Source organism: Pseudomonas sp. YH-1, assembly GCF_051990045.1.
Taxonomy (GTDB): domain Bacteria; phylum Pseudomonadota; class Gammaproteobacteria; order Pseudomonadales; family Pseudomonadaceae; genus Pseudomonas; species Pseudomonas nicosulfuronedens.
The window spans coordinates 430231-451492 of record NZ_CP178184.1; the positions used below are offsets into that span (position 1 = coordinate 430231).

General features: G+C 66.1%; 21 protein-coding genes. 20 read left to right on the forward strand and 1 reads right to left on the reverse strand.

Annotation, left to right across the window (positions count from 1 at the left end; all coding sequences use genetic code 11):
• Positions 1 to 21 precede the first annotated feature (21 nt).
• From ACKI1H_RS01965 to ACKI1H_RS01985, 5 genes are all read left to right on the forward strand, one after another.
• Positions 22 to 1299 carry a bifunctional O-acetylhomoserine aminocarboxypropyltransferase/cysteine synthase gene (locus ACKI1H_RS01965; protein WP_138523998.1) on the forward strand — a complete coding sequence of 426 codons (1278 nt, stop codon included), beginning with the start codon at positions 22 to 24 and terminating at the stop codon, positions 1297 to 1299.
• 490 nt (positions 1300 to 1789) lie between these two features.
• Entirely contained in the window at positions 1790 to 3574 is a 1785-nt protein-coding gene (locus tag ACKI1H_RS01970; protein WP_440468811.1) for a methyl-accepting chemotaxis protein, read from the forward strand.
• Positions 3575 to 4464: 890 nt separating this feature from the next.
• The gene (trxC, locus tag ACKI1H_RS01975; RefSeq protein ID WP_440467523.1) at positions 4465 to 4899 is read left to right on the forward strand and encodes a thioredoxin TrxC; all 435 of its coding nucleotides are present in this window, start codon (positions 4465 to 4467) and stop codon (positions 4897 to 4899) included.
• 85 nt (positions 4900 to 4984) lie between these two features.
• Positions 4985 to 5431, forward strand: a complete 447-nt coding sequence (locus tag ACKI1H_RS01980) for a YiiD C-terminal domain-containing protein (RefSeq protein WP_440467524.1) — start codon at positions 4985 to 4987, stop codon at positions 5429 to 5431.
• A gap of 77 nt (positions 5432 to 5508) precedes the next feature.
• Complete coding sequence (locus ACKI1H_RS01985) at positions 5509 to 6318, forward strand: universal stress protein (protein WP_440467525.1); 810 nt, start codon at positions 5509 to 5511, stop codon at positions 6316 to 6318.
• A gap of 4 nt (positions 6319 to 6322) precedes the next feature.
• On the opposite strand, the gene ACKI1H_RS01990 is transcribed toward ACKI1H_RS01985, so the two are convergent.
• Positions 6323 to 7090, reverse strand: a complete 768-nt coding sequence (locus ACKI1H_RS01990) for a ParA family protein (RefSeq protein ID WP_138523465.1) — start codon at positions 7088 to 7090, stop codon at positions 6323 to 6325.
• A 303-nt stretch (positions 7091 to 7393) separates the two neighbouring features.
• Here ACKI1H_RS01990 and ACKI1H_RS01995 point away from each other — a divergent pair, with 303 nt between their 5' ends.
• The 15 genes from ACKI1H_RS01995 to ACKI1H_RS02065 are packed head-to-tail and all read left to right on the forward strand — an operon-like array spanning position 7394 to position 21262.
• On the forward strand, positions 7394 to 8110 hold the full coding sequence (locus ACKI1H_RS01995; RefSeq protein ID WP_440467526.1) for a beta-ketoacyl synthase chain length factor: 717 nt from the start codon (positions 7394 to 7396) through the stop codon (positions 8108 to 8110).
• Positions 8086 to 8898 carry a lysophospholipid acyltransferase family protein gene (locus tag ACKI1H_RS02000; protein WP_440467527.1) on the forward strand — a complete coding sequence of 271 codons (813 nt, stop codon included), beginning with the start codon at positions 8086 to 8088 and terminating at the stop codon, positions 8896 to 8898. Before ACKI1H_RS01995 ends, ACKI1H_RS02000 begins: the two co-directional genes overlap by 25 nt.
• A complete protein-coding gene (locus tag ACKI1H_RS02005) occupies positions 8873 to 9133 on the forward strand; it encodes a phosphopantetheine-binding protein (protein ID WP_440467528.1) in 261 nt (86 codons plus the stop codon). Before ACKI1H_RS02000 ends, ACKI1H_RS02005 begins: the two co-directional genes overlap by 26 nt.
• An 11-nt stretch (positions 9134 to 9144) precedes the next feature.
• Positions 9145 to 9393, forward strand: coding sequence for an acyl carrier protein (locus ACKI1H_RS02010; RefSeq protein ID WP_138523473.1), 249 nt, complete (start codon positions 9145 to 9147; stop codon positions 9391 to 9393).
• Positions 9390 to 9935, forward strand: a complete 546-nt coding sequence (locus ACKI1H_RS02015) for a hypothetical protein (RefSeq protein WP_138523475.1) — start codon at positions 9390 to 9392, stop codon at positions 9933 to 9935. The genes ACKI1H_RS02010 and ACKI1H_RS02015 overlap by 4 nt, the downstream gene beginning before the upstream one ends.
• Entirely contained in the window at positions 9932 to 11608 is a 1677-nt protein-coding gene (locus ACKI1H_RS02020) for an AMP-binding protein (RefSeq protein WP_440467529.1), read from the forward strand. Before ACKI1H_RS02015 ends, ACKI1H_RS02020 begins: the two co-directional genes overlap by 4 nt.
• Positions 11605 to 12348, forward strand: a complete 744-nt coding sequence (locus tag ACKI1H_RS02025) for a glycosyltransferase family 2 protein (protein WP_440467530.1) — start codon at positions 11605 to 11607, stop codon at positions 12346 to 12348. Before ACKI1H_RS02020 ends, ACKI1H_RS02025 begins: the two co-directional genes overlap by 4 nt.
• 47 nt (positions 12349 to 12395) lie before the next feature.
• A complete protein-coding gene (locus ACKI1H_RS02030) occupies positions 12396 to 13274 on the forward strand; it encodes an LpxL/LpxP family acyltransferase (protein WP_440468812.1) in 879 nt (292 codons plus the stop codon).
• On the forward strand, positions 13258 to 14799 hold the full coding sequence (locus tag ACKI1H_RS02035) for an HAL/PAL/TAL family ammonia-lyase (protein ID WP_440467531.1): 1542 nt from the start codon (positions 13258 to 13260) through the stop codon (positions 14797 to 14799). The genes ACKI1H_RS02030 and ACKI1H_RS02035 overlap by 17 nt, the downstream gene beginning before the upstream one ends.
• Positions 14792 to 15229 (forward strand): acyl-CoA thioesterase, encoded by a 438-nt coding sequence (locus tag ACKI1H_RS02040; RefSeq protein WP_138523485.1) that lies wholly within the window; start codon positions 14792 to 14794, stop codon positions 15227 to 15229. The genes ACKI1H_RS02035 and ACKI1H_RS02040 overlap by 8 nt, the downstream gene beginning before the upstream one ends.
• Positions 15223 to 15816 carry an outer membrane lipoprotein carrier protein LolA gene (locus tag ACKI1H_RS02045; RefSeq protein ID WP_440467532.1) on the forward strand — a complete coding sequence of 198 codons (594 nt, stop codon included), beginning with the start codon at positions 15223 to 15225 and terminating at the stop codon, positions 15814 to 15816. The genes ACKI1H_RS02040 and ACKI1H_RS02045 overlap by 7 nt, the downstream gene beginning before the upstream one ends.
• Positions 15806 to 18136, forward strand: a complete 2331-nt coding sequence (locus ACKI1H_RS02050; protein ID WP_440467533.1) for an MMPL family transporter — start codon at positions 15806 to 15808, stop codon at positions 18134 to 18136. The genes ACKI1H_RS02045 and ACKI1H_RS02050 overlap by 11 nt, the downstream gene beginning before the upstream one ends.
• On the forward strand, positions 18130 to 19299 hold the full coding sequence (locus ACKI1H_RS02055; RefSeq protein WP_440467534.1) for a sodium:proton antiporter: 1170 nt from the start codon (positions 18130 to 18132) through the stop codon (positions 19297 to 19299). The genes ACKI1H_RS02050 and ACKI1H_RS02055 overlap by 7 nt, the downstream gene beginning before the upstream one ends.
• A complete protein-coding gene (locus ACKI1H_RS02060) occupies positions 19286 to 20524 on the forward strand; it encodes an NAD(P)/FAD-dependent oxidoreductase (protein WP_440467535.1) in 1239 nt (412 codons plus the stop codon). Before ACKI1H_RS02055 ends, ACKI1H_RS02060 begins: the two co-directional genes overlap by 14 nt.
• A gap of 15 nt (positions 20525 to 20539) precedes the next feature.
• Complete coding sequence (locus ACKI1H_RS02065; RefSeq protein ID WP_138523495.1) at positions 20540 to 21262, forward strand: class I SAM-dependent methyltransferase; 723 nt, start codon at positions 20540 to 20542, stop codon at positions 21260 to 21262.

The following is a 21262-nucleotide window of genomic DNA, read 5'->3' on the forward strand; positions in this document are numbered from 1 at the left end:
TGCCACAAGGACGCTCGAACAATGAAACCGGAAACCCTGGCCATCCACGCCGGCTACAGCCCCGACCCGACCACCAAGGCCGTGGCCGTGCCAATCTACCAGACCAGCTCCTACGCCTTCGACGACACCCAGCACGGTGCTGACCTGTTCGACCTGAAAGTTGCCGGCAACATCTACACGCGCATCATGAACCCCACCAACGCGGTGCTCGAGGAGCGCGTGGCCGCCCTGGAAGGCGGCGTCGCGGCGCTGGCCGTGGCTTCCGGCATGGCCGCCATCACCTACGCCATCCAGACCGTCGCCGAGGCCGGCGACAACATCGTCTCGGTAGCCAAGCTCTACGGCGGCACCTACAACCTGTTCGCCCATACACTGCCGCGCTTCGGCATCCAGACCCGCTTCGCGCCGCACGATGACATCGCCGCCCTCGAAGCGCTGATCGACGAGCGCACCAAGGCGGTCTTCTGCGAATCCATCGGCAACCCGGCGGGCAACATCGTCGATCTCCAGGCCCTGGCCGATGCCGCGCACCGCCACGGCGTGCCACTGATCGTCGACAACACCGTCGCCACGCCGATCCTCTGCCGCCCGTTCGAACACGGCGCGGACATCGTCGTGCACTCGCTGACCAAGTACATCGGCGGCCACGGCACCAGCATCGGCGGCATCGTCGTCGACTCCGGCAAATTCCCCTGGGCCGACAACAAAGAGCGCTTCCCGCTGCTCAACACGCCTGACCCGTCCTACCACGGCGTCACCTATACCGAAGCCTTCGGCCCCGCCGCCTTCATCGGCCGCTGCCGCGTCGTGCCGCTGCGCAACACCGGTGCCGCACTTTCGCCGTTCAATGCCTTCCTCATCCTGCAGGGCCTGGAAACCCTCGCCCTGCGCATGGAGCGCCACTGCGAGAACGCGGTGAAAGTCGCCCAGTACCTGCAGGACCACCCCCAAGTCAGCTGGGTGAAATACGCAGGCCTTGCCGATCACCCCGAGCAGGAACTGGCGTTGCGCTACATGGGCGGCAAGCCAGCGTCGATCCTCTCGTTCGGCATCAAGGGCGGGCAGGAAGCCGGCGCACGCTTCATCGACGCACTCAAGCTGGTGGTGCGCCTGGTGAACATCGGCGACGCCAAGTCCCTGGCCTGCCACCCGGCTTCCACCACGCACCGCCAACTCAACGACGAGGAACTGCAGAAGGCCGGCGTGCCGCGTGACATGGTGCGCCTGTCCATCGGCATCGAGCACATCGACGATATCCTCGCTGACCTCACCCAGGCGCTGGACGCGGCCAAGGCCTGACCCAACTCGCCTCGCACGAGTCCCCAAGGGCCTCGTGCGGGCGCCCGCAATATCTCTTTGCCATCATTTCCGGGCGCAGCATCGGACGATTCCGTACAATCCCGCCCAGCGCCGACAGCCAGCGCGTAACCGCACCGCACGACACGCCAGCGAACAGGGATTTCGTCCGCCTTTCCCCCGCTCCTTGTCTTCCGACCCGCCTCCGGCGCGGGCCGGTGGATAACTTTTTCGCCCGTGACCATACGGTTCTGCCCCGACCTGCCGATAGGGTCTTGGCGCGGTCCGCCCGCCTGGCCCCCAACAAGAACAATCTCCGAACGGCCTGACTTCACACAACCTTTCCTGGAGATCGTCAATGAACCGCTGGATTTCCGACTTGAGCGTCAACCTCAAGTTGGCCCTGGGCTTCGGCCTGGTGCTCGCCTTCACCGCCATCCTCGCCATCGTCAGCTGGGTCGGCCTGGGCTCGCTGATCGACCGCAGCAACTGGATGAGCGACATCACCGAGCTGAACTCGCGCCTCACCAAGCTGCGCATCACCCGCCTGCAGTACATGATCGCCGACGGCGCCGAGCAGGAAGCCGCCAACGTCATGAGCACCCTGGCCGACTTCAAGGCCCAGCAGCAGAAACTGCGCGCGTCCTTCGTCAGCCCCGAGAACGTGCGCATGCTCGACCAGCTCGGCGGCATCATCGCCGACTACGAGAAGTCCCTGGCCGCCATGCGCGCCGGCTACCAGAGTGCCGGCATCACCCGCCGCGCCCTGCAGGACAATGCCGCCCGCGCCAATGAGCTGACCGCGCAGATCCAGCAGGACATCCTCAAGGCGCCGGCCGACGAAGAGCGCGCCACCCGCTTCCAGGCCATTACCGGCACCCGCGAGGACCTGCTGCAAGCGCGCTACGACGTGCGCGACTACCTCGCCACCGCCCTCACCAGCAACGGTGACGGCGTGACCCGCCAGCTCGATGAAAGCATCGCCGGCCTGCCGGCCCTGGAAAGCGTGCTCGGTGTCGCCGAAGCGCAATACGTTCAGCAACTCGGTACCGCCCTGCGCACCTACCGCGACGCCGTGCAGACCCTGCGCCAGCACATGGCCGCGATCGTCCAGGCGCGCAAGGAAATGACCGCCCAGGGACAAGACATCGTCAAGATCAGCGAAAATCTCTACCAGTTGCAGCTCGATCGCCGCGACGTCGAGAGCGCCAAAGCTCGCAGTCTGCAGACCCTGGTCACCCTGCTCGCACTGGTGTTGGGCAGCATCGCTGCGCTGATCATCACTCGCCAGATCACCCGTCCGCTGCACGACACCATGGCGGTGGTCGACCGCATCGCTGCCGGTGACCTGTCGCAGAGCATCCAGGTCAGCCGCCGTGACGAACTCGGCCGCCTGCAGCAGAGCATGCAGCGCATGAGTCAGAGCCTGCGCGAGCTGATCGGCGGCATCCGCGATGGCGTCACCCAGATCGCCAGCGCCGCCGAGGAACTCTCTGCCGTCACCGAGCAGACCAGCGCCGGCGCCAACACCCAGAAGGTCGAGACCGACCAGGTCGCCACCGCCATGCACGAGATGTCCGCCACCGTGCAGGAAGTCGCGCGCAACGCCGAACAGGCCTCCCAGGCCGCCTCCGCCGCCGACCACCAGGCCCAGGACGGCGACCGCGTGGTGAACAAGGCCGTCGAGCAGATCGAACGCCTGGCCATCGAGGTCGAGCGCTCCGCCGAAGCCATGCAGCGCCTGGAGCAGGAGAGCGAGAAAATCGGCAAGGTCATGGACGTGATCATATCAGTCGCAGAACAGACCAACCTGCTGGCCCTCAACGCAGCCATCGAAGCTGCCCGCGCGGGCGAGGCCGGGCGAGGATTCGCCGTGGTTGCCGACGAAGTGCGCGGCCTGGCCCAGCGCACCCAGCAATCCACCGAAGAGATCGAAGCCCTGGTCGCCGGCCTGCAAAGCGGCACTCGCCAGGTCTCCAGCGTCATGCTCGGCAGCCGCGAGCTCACCGCCAGCAGTGTCGCCCTCAGCCGCCAGGCCGGCGAATCGCTCGGCGAGATCACCCGCACCGTCTCCAACATCCAGGCAATGAACCAGCAGATCGCCACCGCCGCCGAAGAACAGAGCGCCGTCGCCGAGGAAATCAGCCGCAGCGTGGTCAATGTGCGTGATGTGTCGGAACAGACCGCCTCGGCCAACGAAGAAGTCGCCGCTTCCAGCGTCGAACTGGCGCGCCTGGGCGGACAGTTGCAGACGCTAGTGAGTCATTTCCGGGTGTGAACCTGCAGCCGCCGGCACTCCCCCGGCGGCCGTTTTATCTGGTTCCTGATACGCTCGATGCGCCCCAAGGCATTGCCCGTGATCATCTTGCAATGCATCCACCCCCTGCAACGAACGGGAGAACTCGTCTGAACGCTCGACGCGACAATTGCATGGCAGCCGGCTGCCGATAGTTATCACCGTCGAGCAGATAAGCTCAGTTGGAGAGTTGATGCGAGATACAGTAATTGCTAGCAGATAGCATGCCGGGCAATACAACTTACCTGAATATTACTTACCGCCCTTACACAACTGAGGATGGTATTTACACTTGTGGGCTCCCGTTGTTTCCTTGGAGGCGGCCGAAGCGGCCGAGGACATGGACAGTGCAGCGACACCGGAGAGAACAATGATCGCGGAAAGGAACGACGAAATAATAGTTTTCATTTTACCCTCTAGCATTAAGGAGCCAGTCAAAGTTTTCCGCTCGACAGCGCGAGCAAACTCAGCGTATGAGCTCAACCTGGCGGGTAGAATGAGATATTCTCCCGGCGAGCATGGAAACAGGAAAAATCAATTAAGGAATATTCCGAATATCCATCCACATCAATTAGGAAAGATAACTTATCCCTCTATTTCCGCACCCGAAACCTGACTCACCGCCCTGCTGAAAAAACAACTTAACCCTTCTAACTGCGGCCCACAAAATCCAGGATGTTCTTATCTAATTCGCCCCCAGCCAAAGAACAACAAGAGCCCGTATGAACTAAGCCCCCCAAGGTCTCACAGGCCTAGGGAACACCTCGATGACCACCTGAAACTTAACTTTCATGGTCATTCTCACCAGCCCTCCCATTGATATTCTGCCTTCCTACCACCACCTAGCTCCTCACCGCCTCTGGAGCCCCATCATGTCCGATCCCCTGATCATTCCCTGCCCCCACTGCAACGGCCTCAACCGCGTGCCCGCCGCGCGCCTGGGCGATTCGCCCAGTTGCGGGCGCTGCCAGTCGCCGATCGTGCTGGATGCGCCGTTCGACCTCGACGAGGCTGGCTTCGCCGCCCAGGCCAAGGGCGACTTGCCATTGCTGGTGGACGTCTGGGCCGACTGGTGCGGGCCGTGCAAGGGCTTTGCGCCGGTGTTCGAGCAGGCCGCCGCACGGCTGTCGGGCAAGGTGCGCTTCGCCAAACTGGACAGCGATGCCAACCCGAACCTCTCCACGCGCCTGGGCATTCGCTCGATTCCCAGCCTGATACTGCTACGCAACGGCCAGGAAGTGGCGCGCCAGAGCGGTGCGATGCCGCTGCCGCAGTTGCTGGATTGGCTGTCCCGCCAGGGCATCTGACGGCGAGCGTTTCGGTCAATCGGTGCGGTCATTGCCAGGCCGCGCGGGGCGGCTAGGCTTGGGCAAAAAGCCAACGGAGCACGCCATGCCTTCCTACCCCGAAGACTTCATCCGCCAGCTCACCGAAGAACACATCGCCTTCGTCAAGCGCACCGGCCTCAAGGCCGAGGTGCTGGAACCGGGCCACGTGCGCCTGCGCATGCCGCTCAAGGGCAATGAGAACCACATCCGCAACATGTACGCCGGAGCGCTGTTCACCGTGGCCGAGATGCCCGGCGGTGTGCTCATGCTGACCAGCTTCGACGCCCGGCGCTTCTACCCCATCGTCAAGGAAGCCGGCCTGCGTTTCCTGCGGCCCGCCGCCAGCGACGTGACGGTCGAGGCGCAGCTCAGCGAGGAGGAAATCCAGCGCATCGGCGAGGAAGCCACGCATCACGGCAAGTCCGAGTTCGTTCTCGACCTGCAACTCAAGGACGAAGAGGGCAATGTCGTTGCTGAAAGCCACGCCATCTATCAGCTGCGTAGCCGCTGAAGCCGGCCATTGCCCTGTATCAAGGTGAATTTTCCTACGTGGCGCGACAGTGGAAGCGCCACCAGAGGGAATCCACCATGTACCAGAACCTGCTCGTCGCCCACGACCTCAGCGTCGAGGCGGATATCGCCGTGCGCCGCGCCGCCCAGCTGGCCCGCCAGCACGGCGCCCGTGTCACGCTGCTGCACGTCATCGAGGAATTCTTCCCGGACCGCATGATGGCCACGGTGCGCGAAGCCGCTGAGGTGGCATTGCGCGATGCGGCCCGCGCCAGTGACATCACCGACTACCAACTGGTGATCCGCCAGGGGCGCGCGGCCAATACCGTGACCGATACGGTTCAGGAACTGAACGCGGACCTGCTGGTGATTGGCGCGCACCATCAGCAACTGCTGGAGCGCTTCGACGGCACCACCTTGGAGCGCATCGCCCGGCATTGCCGCGCGCCGATCCTGCTGGCCGTGGACGAAGCCGCCAGACCTTATGCCAAGGCGCTTTCCGGGCTGGACCTGTCGCACTGCTCCTGCCAGGCCTGGCGCGCTGGTTACCGGCTACTCACGCCCGACGCCGAACTGCTGGCGCTCAACGCCTACCAGCCGGGCAAGAAGGCCGATCGCGCCGACAGCCATCTGGAAACCCAGCGCGAACTTTTGCGCCAGGCGCTGCAGGATGAGCGCACGCAAGTGCCGGTTACAGGGCCGCAATTGCTTTGCGCGGTGCAGCAGGGAACGCCCCAGCAGGCGCTGGAGACGGCATTGCGGGAATGGACGCCGGACCTGCTGGTGCTCGGCAGTCGCAGCCGCGGCGCCATCGAGCAGGCCATGCTGGGCAGCTCGACGCGCTATTTCCTGCGCCGGCCGCCCTGCGATGTGCTGATCAGCCAGTAATCGCTCAGGCTTCCAGCAGGTTGTGCAATTCGACGAACTGCTGGGTCAGCTTGTGCCGCGGCTCGAGAAAGATCAGCGGGGTGCAGGCCTGGTGGGACTCGCGCATCTTCACCGAGCTCATCAGGTACACCGGTAGCACCGGCAATTCCTCCTCCACCAGCTCATCCAGCAGTTGCTGCGGCAGGGTCGCGCGCGGCTGGAACTGATTGACCACGATGCCTTCGACTTCCAGCTCTTCGTTGTGGTCTTCCTTCAGCTCTTCGATTTCCTGCAGCAGGCCGTACAGCGCCTGGCGGGAGAAACTGTCGCAGTCGAAGGGGATCAGGCAGCGATCTGCCGCGATCAGCGCGGAAACCGTGTAGAAATTCAGCGCCGGCGGCGTATCCAGGTAGATTCGGTCGTAGTCTTCGGAGAGCTCGTCCAGCAGTTTGCGCAGCTTGTTGATCTTGTGCTTCTGCTCGAGCTTGGGCTGCAGGTCCGCCAACTCCGGGCTGGCGGTGACGATGTGCAGGTTGTCGAAGGGCGTCTCGTAGATATCCACCTTGCCCTTGCGGCTGAAAGGCCCGGACGACAACGTCTGCTTGAAGAAGTCGGCGATGCCCACCGGCAGGTCCTCGCCGGTCAGACCGGTCAGGTAATGCGTGGAGTTGGCCTGTGCATCCAGGTCCACCAGCAAGGTGCGATAGCCCTCCGCCGCGCTCACTGCCGCCAGGTTGCAGGCGATGCTGGACTTGCCGACCCCGCCTTTCTGATTGAACACCACACGCCGCATGAGCCGTCCCTCCAGGAACCAATCGAGTGCCGATGGATTCTATGCAAAGCCCATGACAAGGGCGAGCATCCTTCGCCAGACGACCGCTCGGCGGCTTCCGGCGATTCCCCCAAGCTTCGTAACAGGCACGACGGTAAATTGAGAACCTTGCCCAGCCTTTGTAAGCAAAAGTTTGCCTGACCTCAGAACGACCGGGATAATGCCAGCATTGCGCCATGGCACGTGTCGACGAAGCCCTTGGTGGACCAGGGAAGACTCATTTGCCGACAGGAACGCCCCCAAGGGCCCACAAGAGCTCGCAGCGTGATTCAATTCGATATCGACCAGTGGAGCGCCTGGGCCCCGGGCCTGTCCACGACCGCCGACTGGCAACAGTGGACCCGCGAAGAGCGCATGCCTGACACCACCGGGCAGCCGGATGTCGCCTTTCTCCCCGCCCTGCAGCGCCGCCGCCTGAGTCCTCTGGCGCGCATGGTCTTCAGTGTCGCCTGGCCCCTGGCCGACGGGCGGCCGCCGATGCCGCTGATCTTCGTCTCCCGCCACGGCGAAACCGGCCGCAGCCTGGAACTGCTGCGCGAGTTGGCCGTCGAACAACCATTGTCCCCGACCCAGTTCAGCCTTTCCGTGCACAACGCGGTGATCGGCCTGTGGTCGATCCTGCGGCAGGACACCAGCGAAATGACGGCGATTGCCGGTGAACGGGACGGCTTTGAGCATGGTTTGCTGGAAGCTGCCGCCCTGCTGGCCGAGGGTGCTACGGAAGTCCTGGTCGTCGCGGCGGAAGAGACACCACCCGAGCTCTACGCGCCGTGGGTCGACGATGTGCCTTTTCCCCATGCCGTGGCCCTGCGCCTCAAGCGCGGCTGCGACTGGAGCCTGAGCCTTTCGGACAACGACGCGCCATTGAGCGCGCCGCCATTACCCAATGCACTGAACCTGGTGCGCGCGCTGATCGAGCCCGCCAGCCTGATCCATCACCCCTGGAAGAAGCGTCTATGGACCTGGCAACGCAACCACTGAGCAAGCGCACCGACGCTTGGCTGTGGCGCCTGTTCGCCACCGGCCTTTGCTTCGCCATTTTCGGTGTCGGCGGCCTGCTGCTGCGGGTACTGGTGTTCCCCCTGCTGGCGTTGCTGCCCGGCGACACCATTCGCCGCCGTACCCGGGCACGCCAGACAGTCAGCCGGCTGTTCTGGCTGTTCGTGCAGATCATGCAGCGCAGCGGCGTGCTCACCTACGAAGTGGAAGGCATCGAGCGTCTGGGACGGCCAGGGCAGATGGTGATCGCCAACCACCCCTCGCTGATCGACGTGGTGTTTCTCATCGGCCTGATCCGCAACGCCAACTGCGTGGTCAAGCAGAGTCTGTTCGCCAATCCCTTCACCCGCGGCCCGGTGACAGCGGCTCAGTACATCAGCAACAACGGCAGCATGGACATGTTCGATGCCGCCGTGGCGGCCCTGCAGCAGGGCCAGACCCTGATCGTTTTCCCCGAGGGCACCCGCACCACGCCAGGCAAGGCGCCCGAGTTCCACCGCGGTGCGGCATCGATCGCCCTGCGCGGTGCCAGCGCAATCACCCCGGTGACCATCACCGTCACCCCGACCACCCTGACCAAGGCTGAGCCCTGGTACAGCATTCCCGCTCGCCGCGTGCATTTCCGCTTGCGCGTGGGCGATGACATCGATCCGCGCGAGTTCGCCAGCCAGGGCCCGGCCCCGGCCGCCTCGCGCCGGCTCAATGCCTTCCTGCACCAGCATTTCACCAAGGAGCTCGCAAGAGATGAGCGATCTGCAACTGGAGATTAAACAGCTGATCATCGACGCCCTCGGCCTCGAAGACATCGGCCCTGATGACATCGGCGCCGAAGACGCGCTGTTCGGCGACGGCCTCGGCCTGGACTCGGTGGATGCCCTGGAACTGGGCCTGGCGATCCAGAAACGCTACGTCATCAAGATCGACGCCGATGCCAAGGACACCCGCCAGCACTTCGCCAACGTGGCGAACCTGGCGGCCTTCGTGACTGCCCAGAAAGCCGCCTGAGATCGCCGACCATGCAAACCCGTGAGGACATTTACAACACCCTGCGCGACGCCCTCGTCGAGTTGTTCGAACTCGAGCCGCAGCAGATCAGCCTCGACGCCAACCTGTACGAGGACCTGGAGATCGACAGCATCGACGCCGTCGACCTGATCGACCACCTCAAGCGCCACACCGGCAAGAAGATCGCCGCCGAGGAGTTCAAGTCGGTGCGCACCGTCGGCGACGTGGTCGAAGCGGTCTATCGCCTGGCCAACCCATGACACGCCTGGTCGGGCTCGGCCTGCTGCTGGCCGGGCTGCTCTACCCGTTCGCGATCTACTTCGGCATCGATCACCTGTCGCCGAAATTCTTCGCCCTGCTCCTGGGCGGACTGTGGTTCGCCCGCAGCCTGGGAAGCGGCCAACGCCCCGGACAACGCTGGATGGCGCTGGCCGCCGTGGCATTCTGCATCGTGCTCTGGCTGTGCAACGAGCCACACCTGCTGCGCTGGTACCCGGTACTGGTCAGCGCCGGCCTGCTCGGCCTGTTCGCCCTGAGCCTGAAGTTCGGCCCGCCGCTGGTGGAGCGCCTGGCGCGCCTGCACGAACCCGATCTACCGCCCCATGCCGTGCGTTACACCCGCCGGGTGACCCAGGTCTGGGTGCTGTTCTTCCTGGGCAACGGCCTGATCGCCGCGGCCCTCACCCTGTGGGCGCCGCTGGCCTGGTGGACGCTGTACAACGGCCTGATTTCCTACCTGCTGATGGGCGTGCTGTTCGCCGTCGAGTGGCTGGTGCGGCAACGGGTCAGAGGTCAAGGATGAAACCGATATCCCTCGCCCGGCTGCTGCCGGACCTGCCTGCCGAGCGCCCGCTGGCATTGGAGCCTGCGCTGTCGGCCGGTGACTTCGTGCAGCGCGTTTGCGCGGTCGCCGGCGCCTTGTGCCAGCGCAACACCCAGCGCGTGGCGATCCATCTGGAGGATGCCGGCGAACTGGCCATCGCCCTCTACGCCGCCTGGCTCGCCGGTGCCGAAGCGGTGCTGCCAGCCGACAACCTCGCCCACAGCCGCGAACGGCTGGCCGCGCAGATCGACGCCTGGATCGGTGACCAGCCCGGCGACCTGCTGCTGACCGAACTGGACGGTCCGGCCGTCATCCCCACTGAGCTCGATCTCGACGCCTGCCGCCTGGTACTGAGTACCTCCGGGTCCACCGGCGAGCCCAAGCTGATCGGCAAGACCCTGCGCCAGTTGAGCAACGAAGTGCAGGTGCTGGAAAACCTCTGGGGGACGGAACTGGGCGACGCTCGCGTCCTCGGCAGCGTCGCCGCACAACACATCTACGGCCTGTTGTTCCGCGTACTCTGGCCACTCTCCGCCGGCCGCGCCTTCCTGCGCCGGCAGATCGCCTTTCCCGAAGACCTGCAACGCCACAGCCTGGATCAGCCACGCTTCGCCTGGGTCGGCAGCCCCGCGCTGCTCAAGCGCATGGGCGACAACCTCGACTGGCCGGCGCTACGCCCGGTAGTTCGAGTGTTCTCTTCCGGTGGACCGTTGCCGACCGAAGCCGGCGAGCAGTTGCATGAGCGCCTCGGCCAGGCCCCCACCGAAATCTACGGCAGCTCCGAGACCGGTGGTATCGCCTGGCGCCAGGGCGGGCAGCTGTGGCAGCCATTCGAAGGCGTCACGCTGAGCCAGGACGAGCACGGCGCGCTGCGCATCGAGTCGACCTACCTGCCGCCCGGTGAATCCGAACAGACCGCCGACGCTGCGCGCCTCTGCGCCGACGGCCGCTTCGAGCTGCTCGGCCGGCTGGATCGCATCGTCAAACTGGAAGAGAAACGCATCTCCCTGCCGCAACTGGAGCAGGCGCTGATGCAGCACCCCTTCGTCAGCGAAGCACGCCTGGGCGTCGTGCAGGAAAACCGCGCCAGCCTCGGCGCACTGGTCGCCCTGAGCGACGCCGGCCTGCACGCGCTGCGCAACGGCGGTCGACGCGCACTGACCCAGCGCCTGCGCGAACACCTGGCAGGCCACTGCGAAGCCCTCGCCCTGCCACGCCGCTGGCGCCTGCTGCGGCGCCTGCCGGGCAACGCCCAGGGCAAGCTGCCGCAAAGCCTGGTGGATGAACTGCTGCACGCGCCACGCAGCCGTGAGCCCGACGTACTGACCCACAATGCGGTGGACGGCGAGCAGCACTTCCAGCTGGAAATTCCCCTGGACCTTGCCTATTTCCCCGGCCACTTCCCCAAGGCCCCCGTGCTGCCCGGCGTGGTGCAGGTGCAATGGGCGCAGCAACTGGGCCGCCTGGTATTCGACCTGCCGCCGCGTTTCGGCGGCATGGAAGTGCTGAAGTTCCAGCAACTGCTGCGGCCGGGTGATCGCTGCCTGTTGTCGCTGCGCTGGGATGCCGGGCGCGGCAAGCTGTATTTCGCCTTTACCCGCGGCGAAGCGGCCTGCTCCTCCGGGCGCATCCTGCTGGGTGCCGGCCAATGAGCGTCCGTCCGTGCGCGGTGATCCCGGTGTACAACCACGAGCACGCGCTGCCCAAAGTCGTCGCCGAACTGCGCGCCGCCGGACTCCCCTGCGTGCTGGTAGACGATGCCTCCAGCCGCGCATGCGCCGTGGTCATGGACCAACTCGCCGAAGGCCACGATACGTATCTGGTGCGCCTGAGCGTGAACCAGGGCAAGGGCGGTGCAGTGATGGCCGGCCTGCGCGAGGCTGCGCGCCTGGGCTATTCCCATGCGCTACAGGTGGATGCCGACGGCCAGCATGACCTGACCGACGTGCAGCGCTTCCTCGACGCCTCACACCAGCACCCCGACGCACTGATCTGCGGCTACCCGCAGTACGATGAGAGCGTGCCCAAAGGCCGTCTCTACGCGCGCTACCTGACCCACGTCTGGGTGTGGATCAACAGCCTGTCGCTGTCGATCCGCGACGGCATGTGCGGCTTCCGCGTCTACCCGCTCGCACCGACACTGGCATTGATCGACAGCGCGAAGCTGGGCAAACGCATGGACTTCGACCCGGAAATCCTCGTGCGCCTGGCCTGGCGCAACCAGCCGATGCAGTGGCTGCCAACACGGGTGCACTACCCGCTGGACGGCCTCTCGCACTTCCGCCTGTTCCATGACAACGCGCTGATCTCTTCCATGCACGCCCGGCTGTTCTTCGGCATGCTCTGGCGCTCGCCGGCCATTCTCTGGCGCCGCCTGCGGAGCGCCGCGTGAGCGCGCAGCACTGGGCGCAGCAACGCGAGCGCGGCAGCCTGCTGCTGATGCGCTTCACCGCCTGGGCCGCGCGCACCCTCGGTCGACGCCTGCTGTCGCCGCTGCTGCACCTGATCGTGCTGTACTTCTTCCTCTTCGGCTCCCGTGCGCGCGGCGCCATCCGCGAGTACCAGCAGCGCCTGGCACAGCACAGCGGCGACGCCTCGTTGTGCCCGACCACCGGCCGCGTGTTCGGCCAGTTCATGGCCTTCGCCGACGCCATCCTCGACAAGCTCGACGTCTGGGCCGGCCGACTGGATATCTCCAGCATCGAACTGTGCGACCCACATGGCCTGCGCGCGCAGTTGCGCAGTGGCCGTGGCCAACTGCTGGTCGGCGCTCACCTGGGCAACCTCGAGGTCTGCCGCGCGCTGGCCGAGCTGGGCGAAAAGGTGCGCATGAACGTGCTGGTGCACACTCGCCACGCCGAGCAGTTCAACAAGCTGCTCGGCGAGTCCGGCGCCAGCCACCTGCGGTTGATCCAGGTGAGCGAACTGGACCCGGCGATCATGCTGCAACTGTCCCAGCGCCTGGACGCCGGCGAATGGCTGGCAATCGCCGGCGACCGCATTCCGCTGCACGGCGGGCGCAACGTGGAGGTCGACTTCCTCGGCGCGCCCGCGGCCTTCCCACAGGGCCCCTGGCTACTGGCCGGCCTGCTGCAATGCCCGGCCAGCCTGATGTTCTGCCTCAAGGAAGAAGGCCGCTACCGCGTGCACCTGGAGCCCTTCGCCGAACGTATCCAGTGGCGCCGCAGCGACCGCGCCGAGGTTCTGAAACACTGGACCCAGCGCTATGCCCAGCGCCTGGAACACTACTGCCTGCGTGCGCCGCAGCAGTGGTTCAACTTTTACCCGTTCTGGAAAGCCCATGACGACAGCCACTGAAGCGCCGGTTTTCGGCCAAGGCCACCTGAGCATCGAGCAGATCGTCGCCCTCGCCGAGCGCCGCGTCGAAAGCCGCCTGGACGATGACGCCGAGTTCCGCGCGCGCATCGCCCGTGGCGCGCAGTTCCTCGACACCCTGCTGGACAAGGAAGGCGTGATCTACGGCGTGACCACCGGCTACGGAGATTCCTGCGTGGTGGCCGTGCCGCTGGAGCACGTCGAGGCGCTGCCGCAGCACCTGTTCACCTTCCACGGCTGCGGCCTGGGCAAGCTGCTCGATCCACAGGCTACCCGCGCCGTGCTCGCCGCGCGCCTGCGCTCGCTGAGCCATGGCGTTTCCGGTGTGCGCCTGGAGCTGCTGGAACGCCTGCATGCCTTCCTCGCACAAGACATCCTGCCGCTGATTCCGGAAGAAGGTTCAGTGGGCGCCAGCGGTGATCTCACGCCGCTGTCCTATGTCGCCGCCACTCTCGCCGGCGAGCGTGACGTGCTCTGGCGCGGAGAGCGCCGCAGCGCCGCTGAAGTCCACGCCGAACTGGGCTGGCAGCCGCTGGTGCTGCGGCCCAAGGAAGCGCTGGCGCTGATGAACGGCACCGCCGTGATGACCGGCCTCGCCTGCCTCGCCTATGTGCGCGCCGACTACCTGCTCAAGCTGGCCACGCGCATCACCGCGCTGAACGTCATCGCGCTGCAGGGCAACCCGGAGCATTTCGACGAGCGCCTGTTCGCCGCCAAGCCACATCCGGGGCAGATGCAGGTCGCCGCGTGGATTCGCCAGGACCTCGCCATCGACGCGCCGACGCCGCCGCTGCACCGTCTGCAGGACCGCTACTCGCTACGCTGCGCACCCCACGTGCTGGGCGTGCTGGCCGACAGCCTGGGCCTGCTGCGGCAGTTCATCGAGATCGAGCTGAACAGCGCCAACGACAACCCGATCATCGACGCCGAAGACGAGCGCGTCCTGCACGGCGGGCACTTCTATGGCGGGCACATCGCCTTTGCCATGGACAGCCTGAAGAACCTGGTGGGCAACGTCGCCGACCTGCTCGACCGGCAGCTCGCGCTGCTGGTGGACACCCGCTACAACCACGGTCTGCCGAGCAACCTTTCGGGTGCGCCGGCCGAGCGCGCGATGATCAACCATGGCTTCAAGGCTGTGCAGATCGGAGCCAGCGCGTGGACCGCCGAGGCGCTGAAAAATACCCTGCCAGCCAGCGTGTTCTCGCGCTCCACCGAGTGCCACAACCAGGACAAGGTGAGCATGGGCACCATCGCCGCGCGCGACGCCCTGCGCAGCCTGGAGCTGACCGAGCAGGTCGCCGCCGCCGCGTTGCTGGCCGCGCAACAGGGCGTCTGGCTGCGCGGGCGCGAAGACGATGCACAGCCCCTGCCGACGCCGCTGGGCGACATGCACGAGCAGCTCGGCCAGGACTTCCCACCACTGATCGAGGACCGCGCGCTGGAAGGCGAACTGCGCCTTTGCCTGGAGCGCATCCGCGCGCGCCACTGGGGGCTCTATGCGTAAGGCCGGGGTCCTGCAGGCCGAGGTGGAAATCCTCGTGCCGTTCTTCGACGTGGACATGATGGAAGTGGTCTGGCACGGCCACTACGTCAAGTACCTGGAAATCGCGCGCTGCGCCCTGCTCGACAAGCTCGACCACAACTACGCGCAGATGCGCGAGGCGGGCTACGCCTGGCCGGTGATCGACCTGCAGCTGCGCTACGTGCGCGGCGCCCGCTTCGGCCAGCGCATCAGCGTGCGCGCCGACCTGGTGGAGTGGGAAAACCGCCTGAAGATCAACTACCTGATCAGCGACGCCGAAACCGGCGAGCGCCTGACCCGCGCCAGCAGCAGCCAGGTGGCGGTGGAAATCGCCAGCCGCGAAATGCAGATGGTCTCCCCGCCGGTATTCATCGCCGCCGTGCAGCGCGCGCTGGAGGCCGAAGCATGCTGACGCGCGCACTGCTCCTGTGCGGCTTACTACTCGCCCCCCTGGCCCACGCCTTCGACCTGCCGCAACTGGCAGCGCAGTTGGGCAAGCCGGCGGTGGTGCGTGGCGAGTTCCTCCAGGAGAAGCACCTGCGTTCGCTGCCGCAGCCGCTGGTGAGCAAGGGCCGCTTCGTCCTGGCCAAGCAGCACGGGCTGCTGTGGCTGTTGCAGACACCGCTCAAGCAGGATTACCGGATCGACGACCAGGGCCTTGCCCGGCGCGACGCCAACGGCTGGCAGCAACTGCCGCAACGCAGCGCCAGCGCGCAGCAGAACCGCTTGTTCCTCGCCGTGCTGGAAGGCGACAGCAGCGGCCTGCAACGGGACTTCGACCTGGCCCTGAGCGGCGAAGCAAGCGATTGGAAACTGACCCTCACGCCGCGCGCCGTGCTGCTCAAGCAGATCTTCGACAGTATCGAAATCGCTGGCGGCGGGCTGGTGCAACGCATCGAACTGCACGAAGCCCAGGGCGACCGAACCGTGCTGCGCATGACCAGCAGCCAGCCCGGCGACAATCTGACCGATGCGGAGCGCAGCGACTTTGCCCGCTGAGCGGCCGCAGTGGCTGCCGCGCCTGGTGATTGCCGGGCTGCTGGCGCTGCTCGCCCTTGCCGCCTGGCAATGGCGCGGCGCCGCGCCGCTGAGCACCGACCTGCTGGAGCTGGTGCCCGGCGGCAGCCGTGATGCCCTGCAAAAGCAGGCTGAGCAGCGCATGCAGGAGCCGCTCAACCGCGAGCTGCTAGTGCTGGTCGGCTACCCCGAGCGCGGCACCGCCATCGCCCATGCCCGCGCGCTGGCCGAGCGCTGGCAGACCAGCGGGCTCTACGAGAAAGTGCAATGGGGTGTGCAGGCCGACCTGCCAGCGTTACGCGAACAGTTGCGCGATGGCCGCCTCGCCTTGCTCAACCGCGATGACCGCCAGCAGCTCACAAGCGATCCTGCCGCTTTCATCCAGCAGCGAGTGGAACAACTCTTCGACCCCTTCTCCGGCTTCGGCCTGCTGCCCAACGACCAGGACTGGTTCGGCCTGGCCCTGCGTATCCAGCATCACCAGCCGCTGACAGCGAAGGTGCAACTGGACATCGGCAGCGGCGCGCTGGTCGCCGAAGCCGATGGCCGCAGCTGGGTGCTGCTGCGCGCCCGCACCCGCGCCGATGCCTTCGACATGAGCCTGCCGCGCGCCGTGGCCGCACAGATCGCCGAGGCGCGCCAGCAAGTGGCTGCCGACGGCGGACAGATAGTCGCCGCGAGCGGTCTGCTCTACGCCGCCGACGGCCAGCGCCAGGCCAGCCGCGAAATGACCTGGGTCGGCGGCGGCGCCGCACTCGGTACCCTGCTTCTGCTGCTACTCGCCTTCCGCCGTGTGCGCGCGCTGCTGGCCTTCCTGCCGGTGCTGGTCGGCGTGCTGGCCGGCGCTACCGCGTGCATCGCGCTGTTCGGCAAGATCAACCTGCTCACCCTGGTACTCGGTGCGAGCCTGATCGGCGTGGCGTCGGACTACCCGCTGCACTACCTGTCCAAAGCCTGGAGCCTGAGTCATTGGCAACCCTGGCAGGCGCTGCGGCTGAGCCATCGCGGGCTGCTGCTGAGCCTGCTGACCAACCTGATCGGCTACCTCGCCCTGGCCTGCACGCCCTTCCCGGCGCTGACCCAGGTGGCGACCTTTTCGGTGGCCGGCCTGCTCGCCGCCTACCTGTGTGTGATCGGCCTGCTGCCACTCCTGCTGCGCGGCAACGCCATTGCGCCGCAACCACTGCTGCTTTCGCTGGGCGAGCGACTGATCGGCCTGCGCCAATCGTTGCTCAAGCGCACGGGCAGTTGGCCGCTGCTGGTCGCTGTCGCGCTGTTCTGCGCTGGCGGACTGTGGCAACTGCAGGTGAAGAACGACCTGCGCCAATGGCTGGGCGCCAAGCCGCAACTGCTCAGCGAGGCCCAGGCCGCCGCGCGCATCACCGGCTACCAGCCCACCAGCCAGTTCTTCCTGGTGCGCGCCGCCAATGAAACCCAGTTGCTGCAACGCCAGGCCGAACTGGCCACGCGGCTGGAGAAGCTGGTCGCCTCCGGTCAGCTCAAGGGCTATCTCGCGCTCAACCAGTTGCTCGCCACCGAGCAGCAGCAACAGCAGGCCCGTGAGGCACTGCGCCAACTGCCTCAGCACTGGCAGGCACTGGTCGACCTGGGCATTCCCCAGGCCGCGCTGCAAGCCGAGCTGGAGCAGCTGGAAAAACTCCCGCCGCAAACGCTCGACCAAGCGCTGAAAGGCCCACTGGGCGAACCCTGGCGGCCGCTGTGGCTGGGCACGGTGAGCGGCGGCGTAGCCGGGCTGGTGAGCCTGCAAGGGCTATCCGATGCCGGCTTGCTGGCCGAGCAGGCCAAGGGGCTGGAAGGCGTGCAACTGGTGGATCGCCTCGGCGAGCTGAACCGCCTGTTCGCCGCCACCCAGGTCAGCGCCACCGAACTCAAGCTGCTCTCCTGCGTGCTGATCTTCGCCCTGCTGCTCAAGCCCTTCGGCCCGCGCGGCGCCCTGCGCATCGTCCTGCTGCCGCTGCTGGCAGCGTTGTGCAGCCTCGCCAGCCTCGGCTGGCTGGGCCAGCCGCTGACGCTGTTCAGCCTGTTCGGCCTGCTGCTGGTGACCGCCATCGGCGTGGATTACACCATCCTCATGCGCGAGCGCGTCGGCGGTGCAGCAGTGAGCCTGGTGGGTGTGCTGCTCGCGGCCATCACCACCTGGCTGTCGTTCGGCCTGCTGGCGCTGTCGGCCACGCCGGTGATCAGCAATTTCGGCCTGGCCGTGGGGCTGGGCCTCGCATTCTGTTTCCTGTTCTGCCCCTGGGCGCAAGCAGGCACCCGAGAGGGAACTGCGGCATGTTGACGATCCTTTTCTGGTTGGCCATGCCGCCGCTGTTCGCCCTGGCGGTGATCGGCGGGCGCCGTCTGCGCCTGCCGCCCATCGTCAGCCAGTTGCTGGTGGCCGGCCTGCTGCTGCCGCTGCTGTTCATCGTACTGCAGGACCAGGGCTTCGAGGTGCGTACGCTGGTCACCGCGCCCTGGCTGCGACCGCTCTACGACATCGGCTTCGCGCTGCTGCTGGGGCACATCCTGAGCGATGTGATCGACCTCGACGTCAGCCGCCAGAGCCTGAAGATCGCCCTACCCAGCTTCGCCGTACCGCTGGCCTGCGGCATGGCCAGTGCGTGGTGGCTGCTGGGTGTGCGCGAGGGCATCAGCGTGCTGGGCATCGGCCTGCTGTTCGCCATCACGGCAATCCCGGTGCTCTACCTGTTCCTGCGCAACATCGACTACCCCGAGGATGCCACCCGCCGACTGATGCACGCGGCGGTGCTGATGGACCTGTGGTGCTGGAGCCTGTTCGGCCTGGCCCAGGGCAGCAGCGATCCGTCCCAACTGGTGTGGCCGTTGCTGGCCGGCGTGATTCCGTTGCTGCTACGCCTGATCGGTGTGCGCCAGCACCTGGCCTACAGCCTGCCGTTCTTCGGCCTGATGATCGCCTTCCAGCACTGGTACCTGAACACTCTGGTGTTCGCCATTACCTGGCTGATGACCCAGGCCGCGATACGTCAGCCTTTCCGCCTGCCGGTCGCGCCACGCGCGGCGCTGGCCTTGCAGAACTATCTGCTGGTGCCACTGGTGTTGTCCTTCGGCATCCTGCAGATCGACTTCCACACGGCCCTCTCCGGCTACTCCTGGCTCTACCTCGGCGCGCTGCTGGTGCTGCCGGTGCTCAGCAAGCTGGCCGGCAGCTGGCTCGGCCTGCGCTGGGCGCTGCCGGGCGCGAGCCTTCCCGAGCTATGGAGGGAAAGCCTGCTGCTGAACATTCGCGGGCTGACCGAGATCGTCTTCCTCAACCTGCTGTTCCAGCAGGGTCATATCGACTCGCTGCTGTATTTCAGCCTGCTGCTGATGAGCCTGTTCGCCACCCTGCTGCCCGCGCTGTGCGGCGTTCGCCGCCCACGCGGCAGTCACGCCGACAAGGACGCCAGCCCGGCAAGGAGCCCTTCCGATGTCCCTCGTTGATTTGCAAAAACGCGCGGTCGTGGTGATCGGCGCCGGTCCATCCGGCGCCATCGCCGCCGCCCTGCTCAAGCGCAAGGGCCACGACGTGCTGGTGCTGGAGCGCCAGCGCTTCCCGCGTTTCTCCATCGGCGAGAGCCTGCTGTCGCACTGCCTGGATTTCGTCGAAGAGGCCGGGATGCTCGATGCGGTGCAGGCCGCCGGCTTCCAGGTGAAGCACGGTGCGGCATTCGCCTGGGGCGAGCGCTACAGCGCATTCGACTTCCGCGACAAGTTCACCGAAGGCAAGGGCACGACTTTCCAGGTCCAGCGTGCGCGCTTCGACCAGCTGCTGGCCGACCAGGCCGAACTGCAGGGCGTGGATATCCGCTACGAAGAAGAAATCATCGCCGCCGACTTCACCGGTGACTGCCCGCGCCTGCGGGTGCGCCGCCTGGACGGCAGCGAATACGAGGTGGAGTGCACCTTCGTTCTCGACGCCAGCGGCTATGGCCGCGTGCTCCCGCGCCTGCTCGACCTGGAGGCGCCATCCGGCTTCCCGGTGCGCCGCGCGGTATTCACTCATATCGAGGATCGCATCGACGCGCCGCACTTCGACCGCGAGAAGATCCTCGTCAGCATCCACCCCGAGGAGCGCGGAGTCTGGTACTGGACCATCCCCTTCAGCGACGGCCGTACCTCCATCGGCGTAGTGGCCGAGGACCACCATTTCGAGGGCAGGCTGGACGACCTGGACACCTGCCTGAAGGACTTCGTCGAAGCTGCGCCGAACCTGCGTTCGCTGCTGAAGAACGCCGTCTGGGATACGCCGGCGCGCACCCTCGGCGGCTACTCGGCCAACGTCAAGCGCCTGGCCGGTCCGGGCTTCGCCCTGCTGGGCAACGCGGCGGAATTCCTCGACCCGGTATTTTCCTCCGGCGTCACCATCGCCATGCGTTCCGCCAGCCTGGCGGCCAGCCTGCTCGACCGTCAGCTCAAGGGCGAGACGGTGGACTGGGAGGCCGACTTCGCCCAGCCGCTCAAACGCGGCGTGGACACCTTCCGTGCCTACGTCGAAGGCTGGTACGACGGCAGCTTCCAGGACGTGATCTTCTACGAGAAGGCGACCCCGGAAATCCGCCGGATGATCTGCTCCATCCTCGCCGGCTACGCGTGGGACATGCGCAATCCCTTCGTCGCCGAACCGCAGCGTCGCCTGCGGGTACTCTCCGAAATCTGCGCAAGCTGAAGGACAAGGACTGTCATGACCCGCCCCGCCTCCACCTACGTCGAAGAAACCCGATTCGGTTTCTGGTTCCTGCAGAGCCACACCTGGCAGCACCATGTGCTGCGCGTGGCGATCAACGACCTGAAGCGCCTGATCAGCTGGGACATCCCGGCCAACCCGGTGCTGCTCGACGCGGGCTGCGGCCAGGGCCGCTCGTTTCGCCTGCTGCGCGATGCCTTCAAGCCTGGGCGGATGATCGGTCTCGATGCCGACCCGCACAGCCTCGACTGCTCGGCCATGGAAGCGGCGCGGGAAAACATCGAGGTGGAGCTGAACTGCGCCGACTGCGCCGACCTGATGCTGCCTTCGGCCAGCGTCGACATCCTGTTCTGCCACCAGACCTTCCATCACCTGGTGGAGCAGGAGCAGGCACTGCAGGAATTCTGGCGCGTGCTCAAACCGGGCGGCCTGCTGCTGTTCGCCGAGTCCACCGAGGCTTACATCGATACCTGGGTGATCCGCTGGTTCTTCCGTCACCCGATGCACGTGCAGAAGAGCGCCGCGCAGTACCTGCAGATGCTCCGCGAGCAAGGCTTCGAGTTCGGCGAGAAGAACGTCTCCTACCCCTACCTGTGGTGGAGCCGCGCCAGGGACTTCGGTCTGCTGGAGCGCTGGGGCCTGCGCCAGCCGAAACCGTTCGGCCAGCGCGAGGAAACCCTGGTCAATGCCGTGGTACGCAAGCCACTGGAGAGCCGCTGA

Bases quoted from the DNA above. Each gene is read 5' to 3' on its own strand.
- ACKI1H_RS01965 (WP_138523998.1), top strand. From the start codon at position 22: ATGAAACCGGAAACCCTGGCCATCCACGCCGGCTACAGCCCCGACCCG.
- ACKI1H_RS01970 (WP_440468811.1), top strand. From the start codon at position 1,790: ATGAGCGACATCACCGAGCTGAACTCGCGCCTCACCAAGCTGCGCATC.
- trxC (WP_440467523.1), top strand. From the start codon at position 4,465: ATGTCCGATCCCCTGATCATTCCCTGCCCCCACTGCAACGGCCTCAAC.
- ACKI1H_RS01980 (WP_440467524.1), top strand. From the start codon at position 4,985: ATGCCTTCCTACCCCGAAGACTTCATCCGCCAGCTCACCGAAGAACAC.
- ACKI1H_RS01985 (WP_440467525.1), top strand. From the start codon at position 5,509: ATGTACCAGAACCTGCTCGTCGCCCACGACCTCAGCGTCGAGGCGGAT.
- ACKI1H_RS01990 (WP_138523465.1), bottom strand. From the start codon at position 7,090: ATGCGGCGTGTGGTGTTCAATCAGAAAGGCGGGGTCGGCAAGTCCAGC.
- ACKI1H_RS02000 (WP_440467527.1), top strand. From the start codon at position 8,086: ATGGACCTGGCAACGCAACCACTGAGCAAGCGCACCGACGCTTGGCTG.
- ACKI1H_RS02005 (WP_440467528.1), top strand. From the start codon at position 8,873: ATGAGCGATCTGCAACTGGAGATTAAACAGCTGATCATCGACGCCCTC.
- ACKI1H_RS02010 (WP_138523473.1), top strand. From the start codon at position 9,145: ATGCAAACCCGTGAGGACATTTACAACACCCTGCGCGACGCCCTCGTC.
- ACKI1H_RS02015 (WP_138523475.1), top strand. From the start codon at position 9,390: ATGACACGCCTGGTCGGGCTCGGCCTGCTGCTGGCCGGGCTGCTCTAC.
- ACKI1H_RS02020 (WP_440467529.1), top strand. From the start codon at position 9,932: ATGAAACCGATATCCCTCGCCCGGCTGCTGCCGGACCTGCCTGCCGAG.
- ACKI1H_RS02025 (WP_440467530.1), top strand. From the start codon at position 11,605: ATGAGCGTCCGTCCGTGCGCGGTGATCCCGGTGTACAACCACGAGCAC.
- ACKI1H_RS02030 (WP_440468812.1), top strand. From the start codon at position 12,396: ATGCGCTTCACCGCCTGGGCCGCGCGCACCCTCGGTCGACGCCTGCTG.
- ACKI1H_RS02035 (WP_440467531.1), top strand. From the start codon at position 13,258: ATGACGACAGCCACTGAAGCGCCGGTTTTCGGCCAAGGCCACCTGAGC.
- ACKI1H_RS02040 (WP_138523485.1), top strand. From the start codon at position 14,792: ATGCGTAAGGCCGGGGTCCTGCAGGCCGAGGTGGAAATCCTCGTGCCG.
- ACKI1H_RS02045 (WP_440467532.1), top strand. From the start codon at position 15,223: ATGCTGACGCGCGCACTGCTCCTGTGCGGCTTACTACTCGCCCCCCTG.
- ACKI1H_RS02055 (WP_440467534.1), top strand. From the start codon at position 18,130: ATGTTGACGATCCTTTTCTGGTTGGCCATGCCGCCGCTGTTCGCCCTG.
- ACKI1H_RS02060 (WP_440467535.1), top strand. From the start codon at position 19,286: ATGTCCCTCGTTGATTTGCAAAAACGCGCGGTCGTGGTGATCGGCGCC.
- ACKI1H_RS02065 (WP_138523495.1), top strand. From the start codon at position 20,540: ATGACCCGCCCCGCCTCCACCTACGTCGAAGAAACCCGATTCGGTTTC.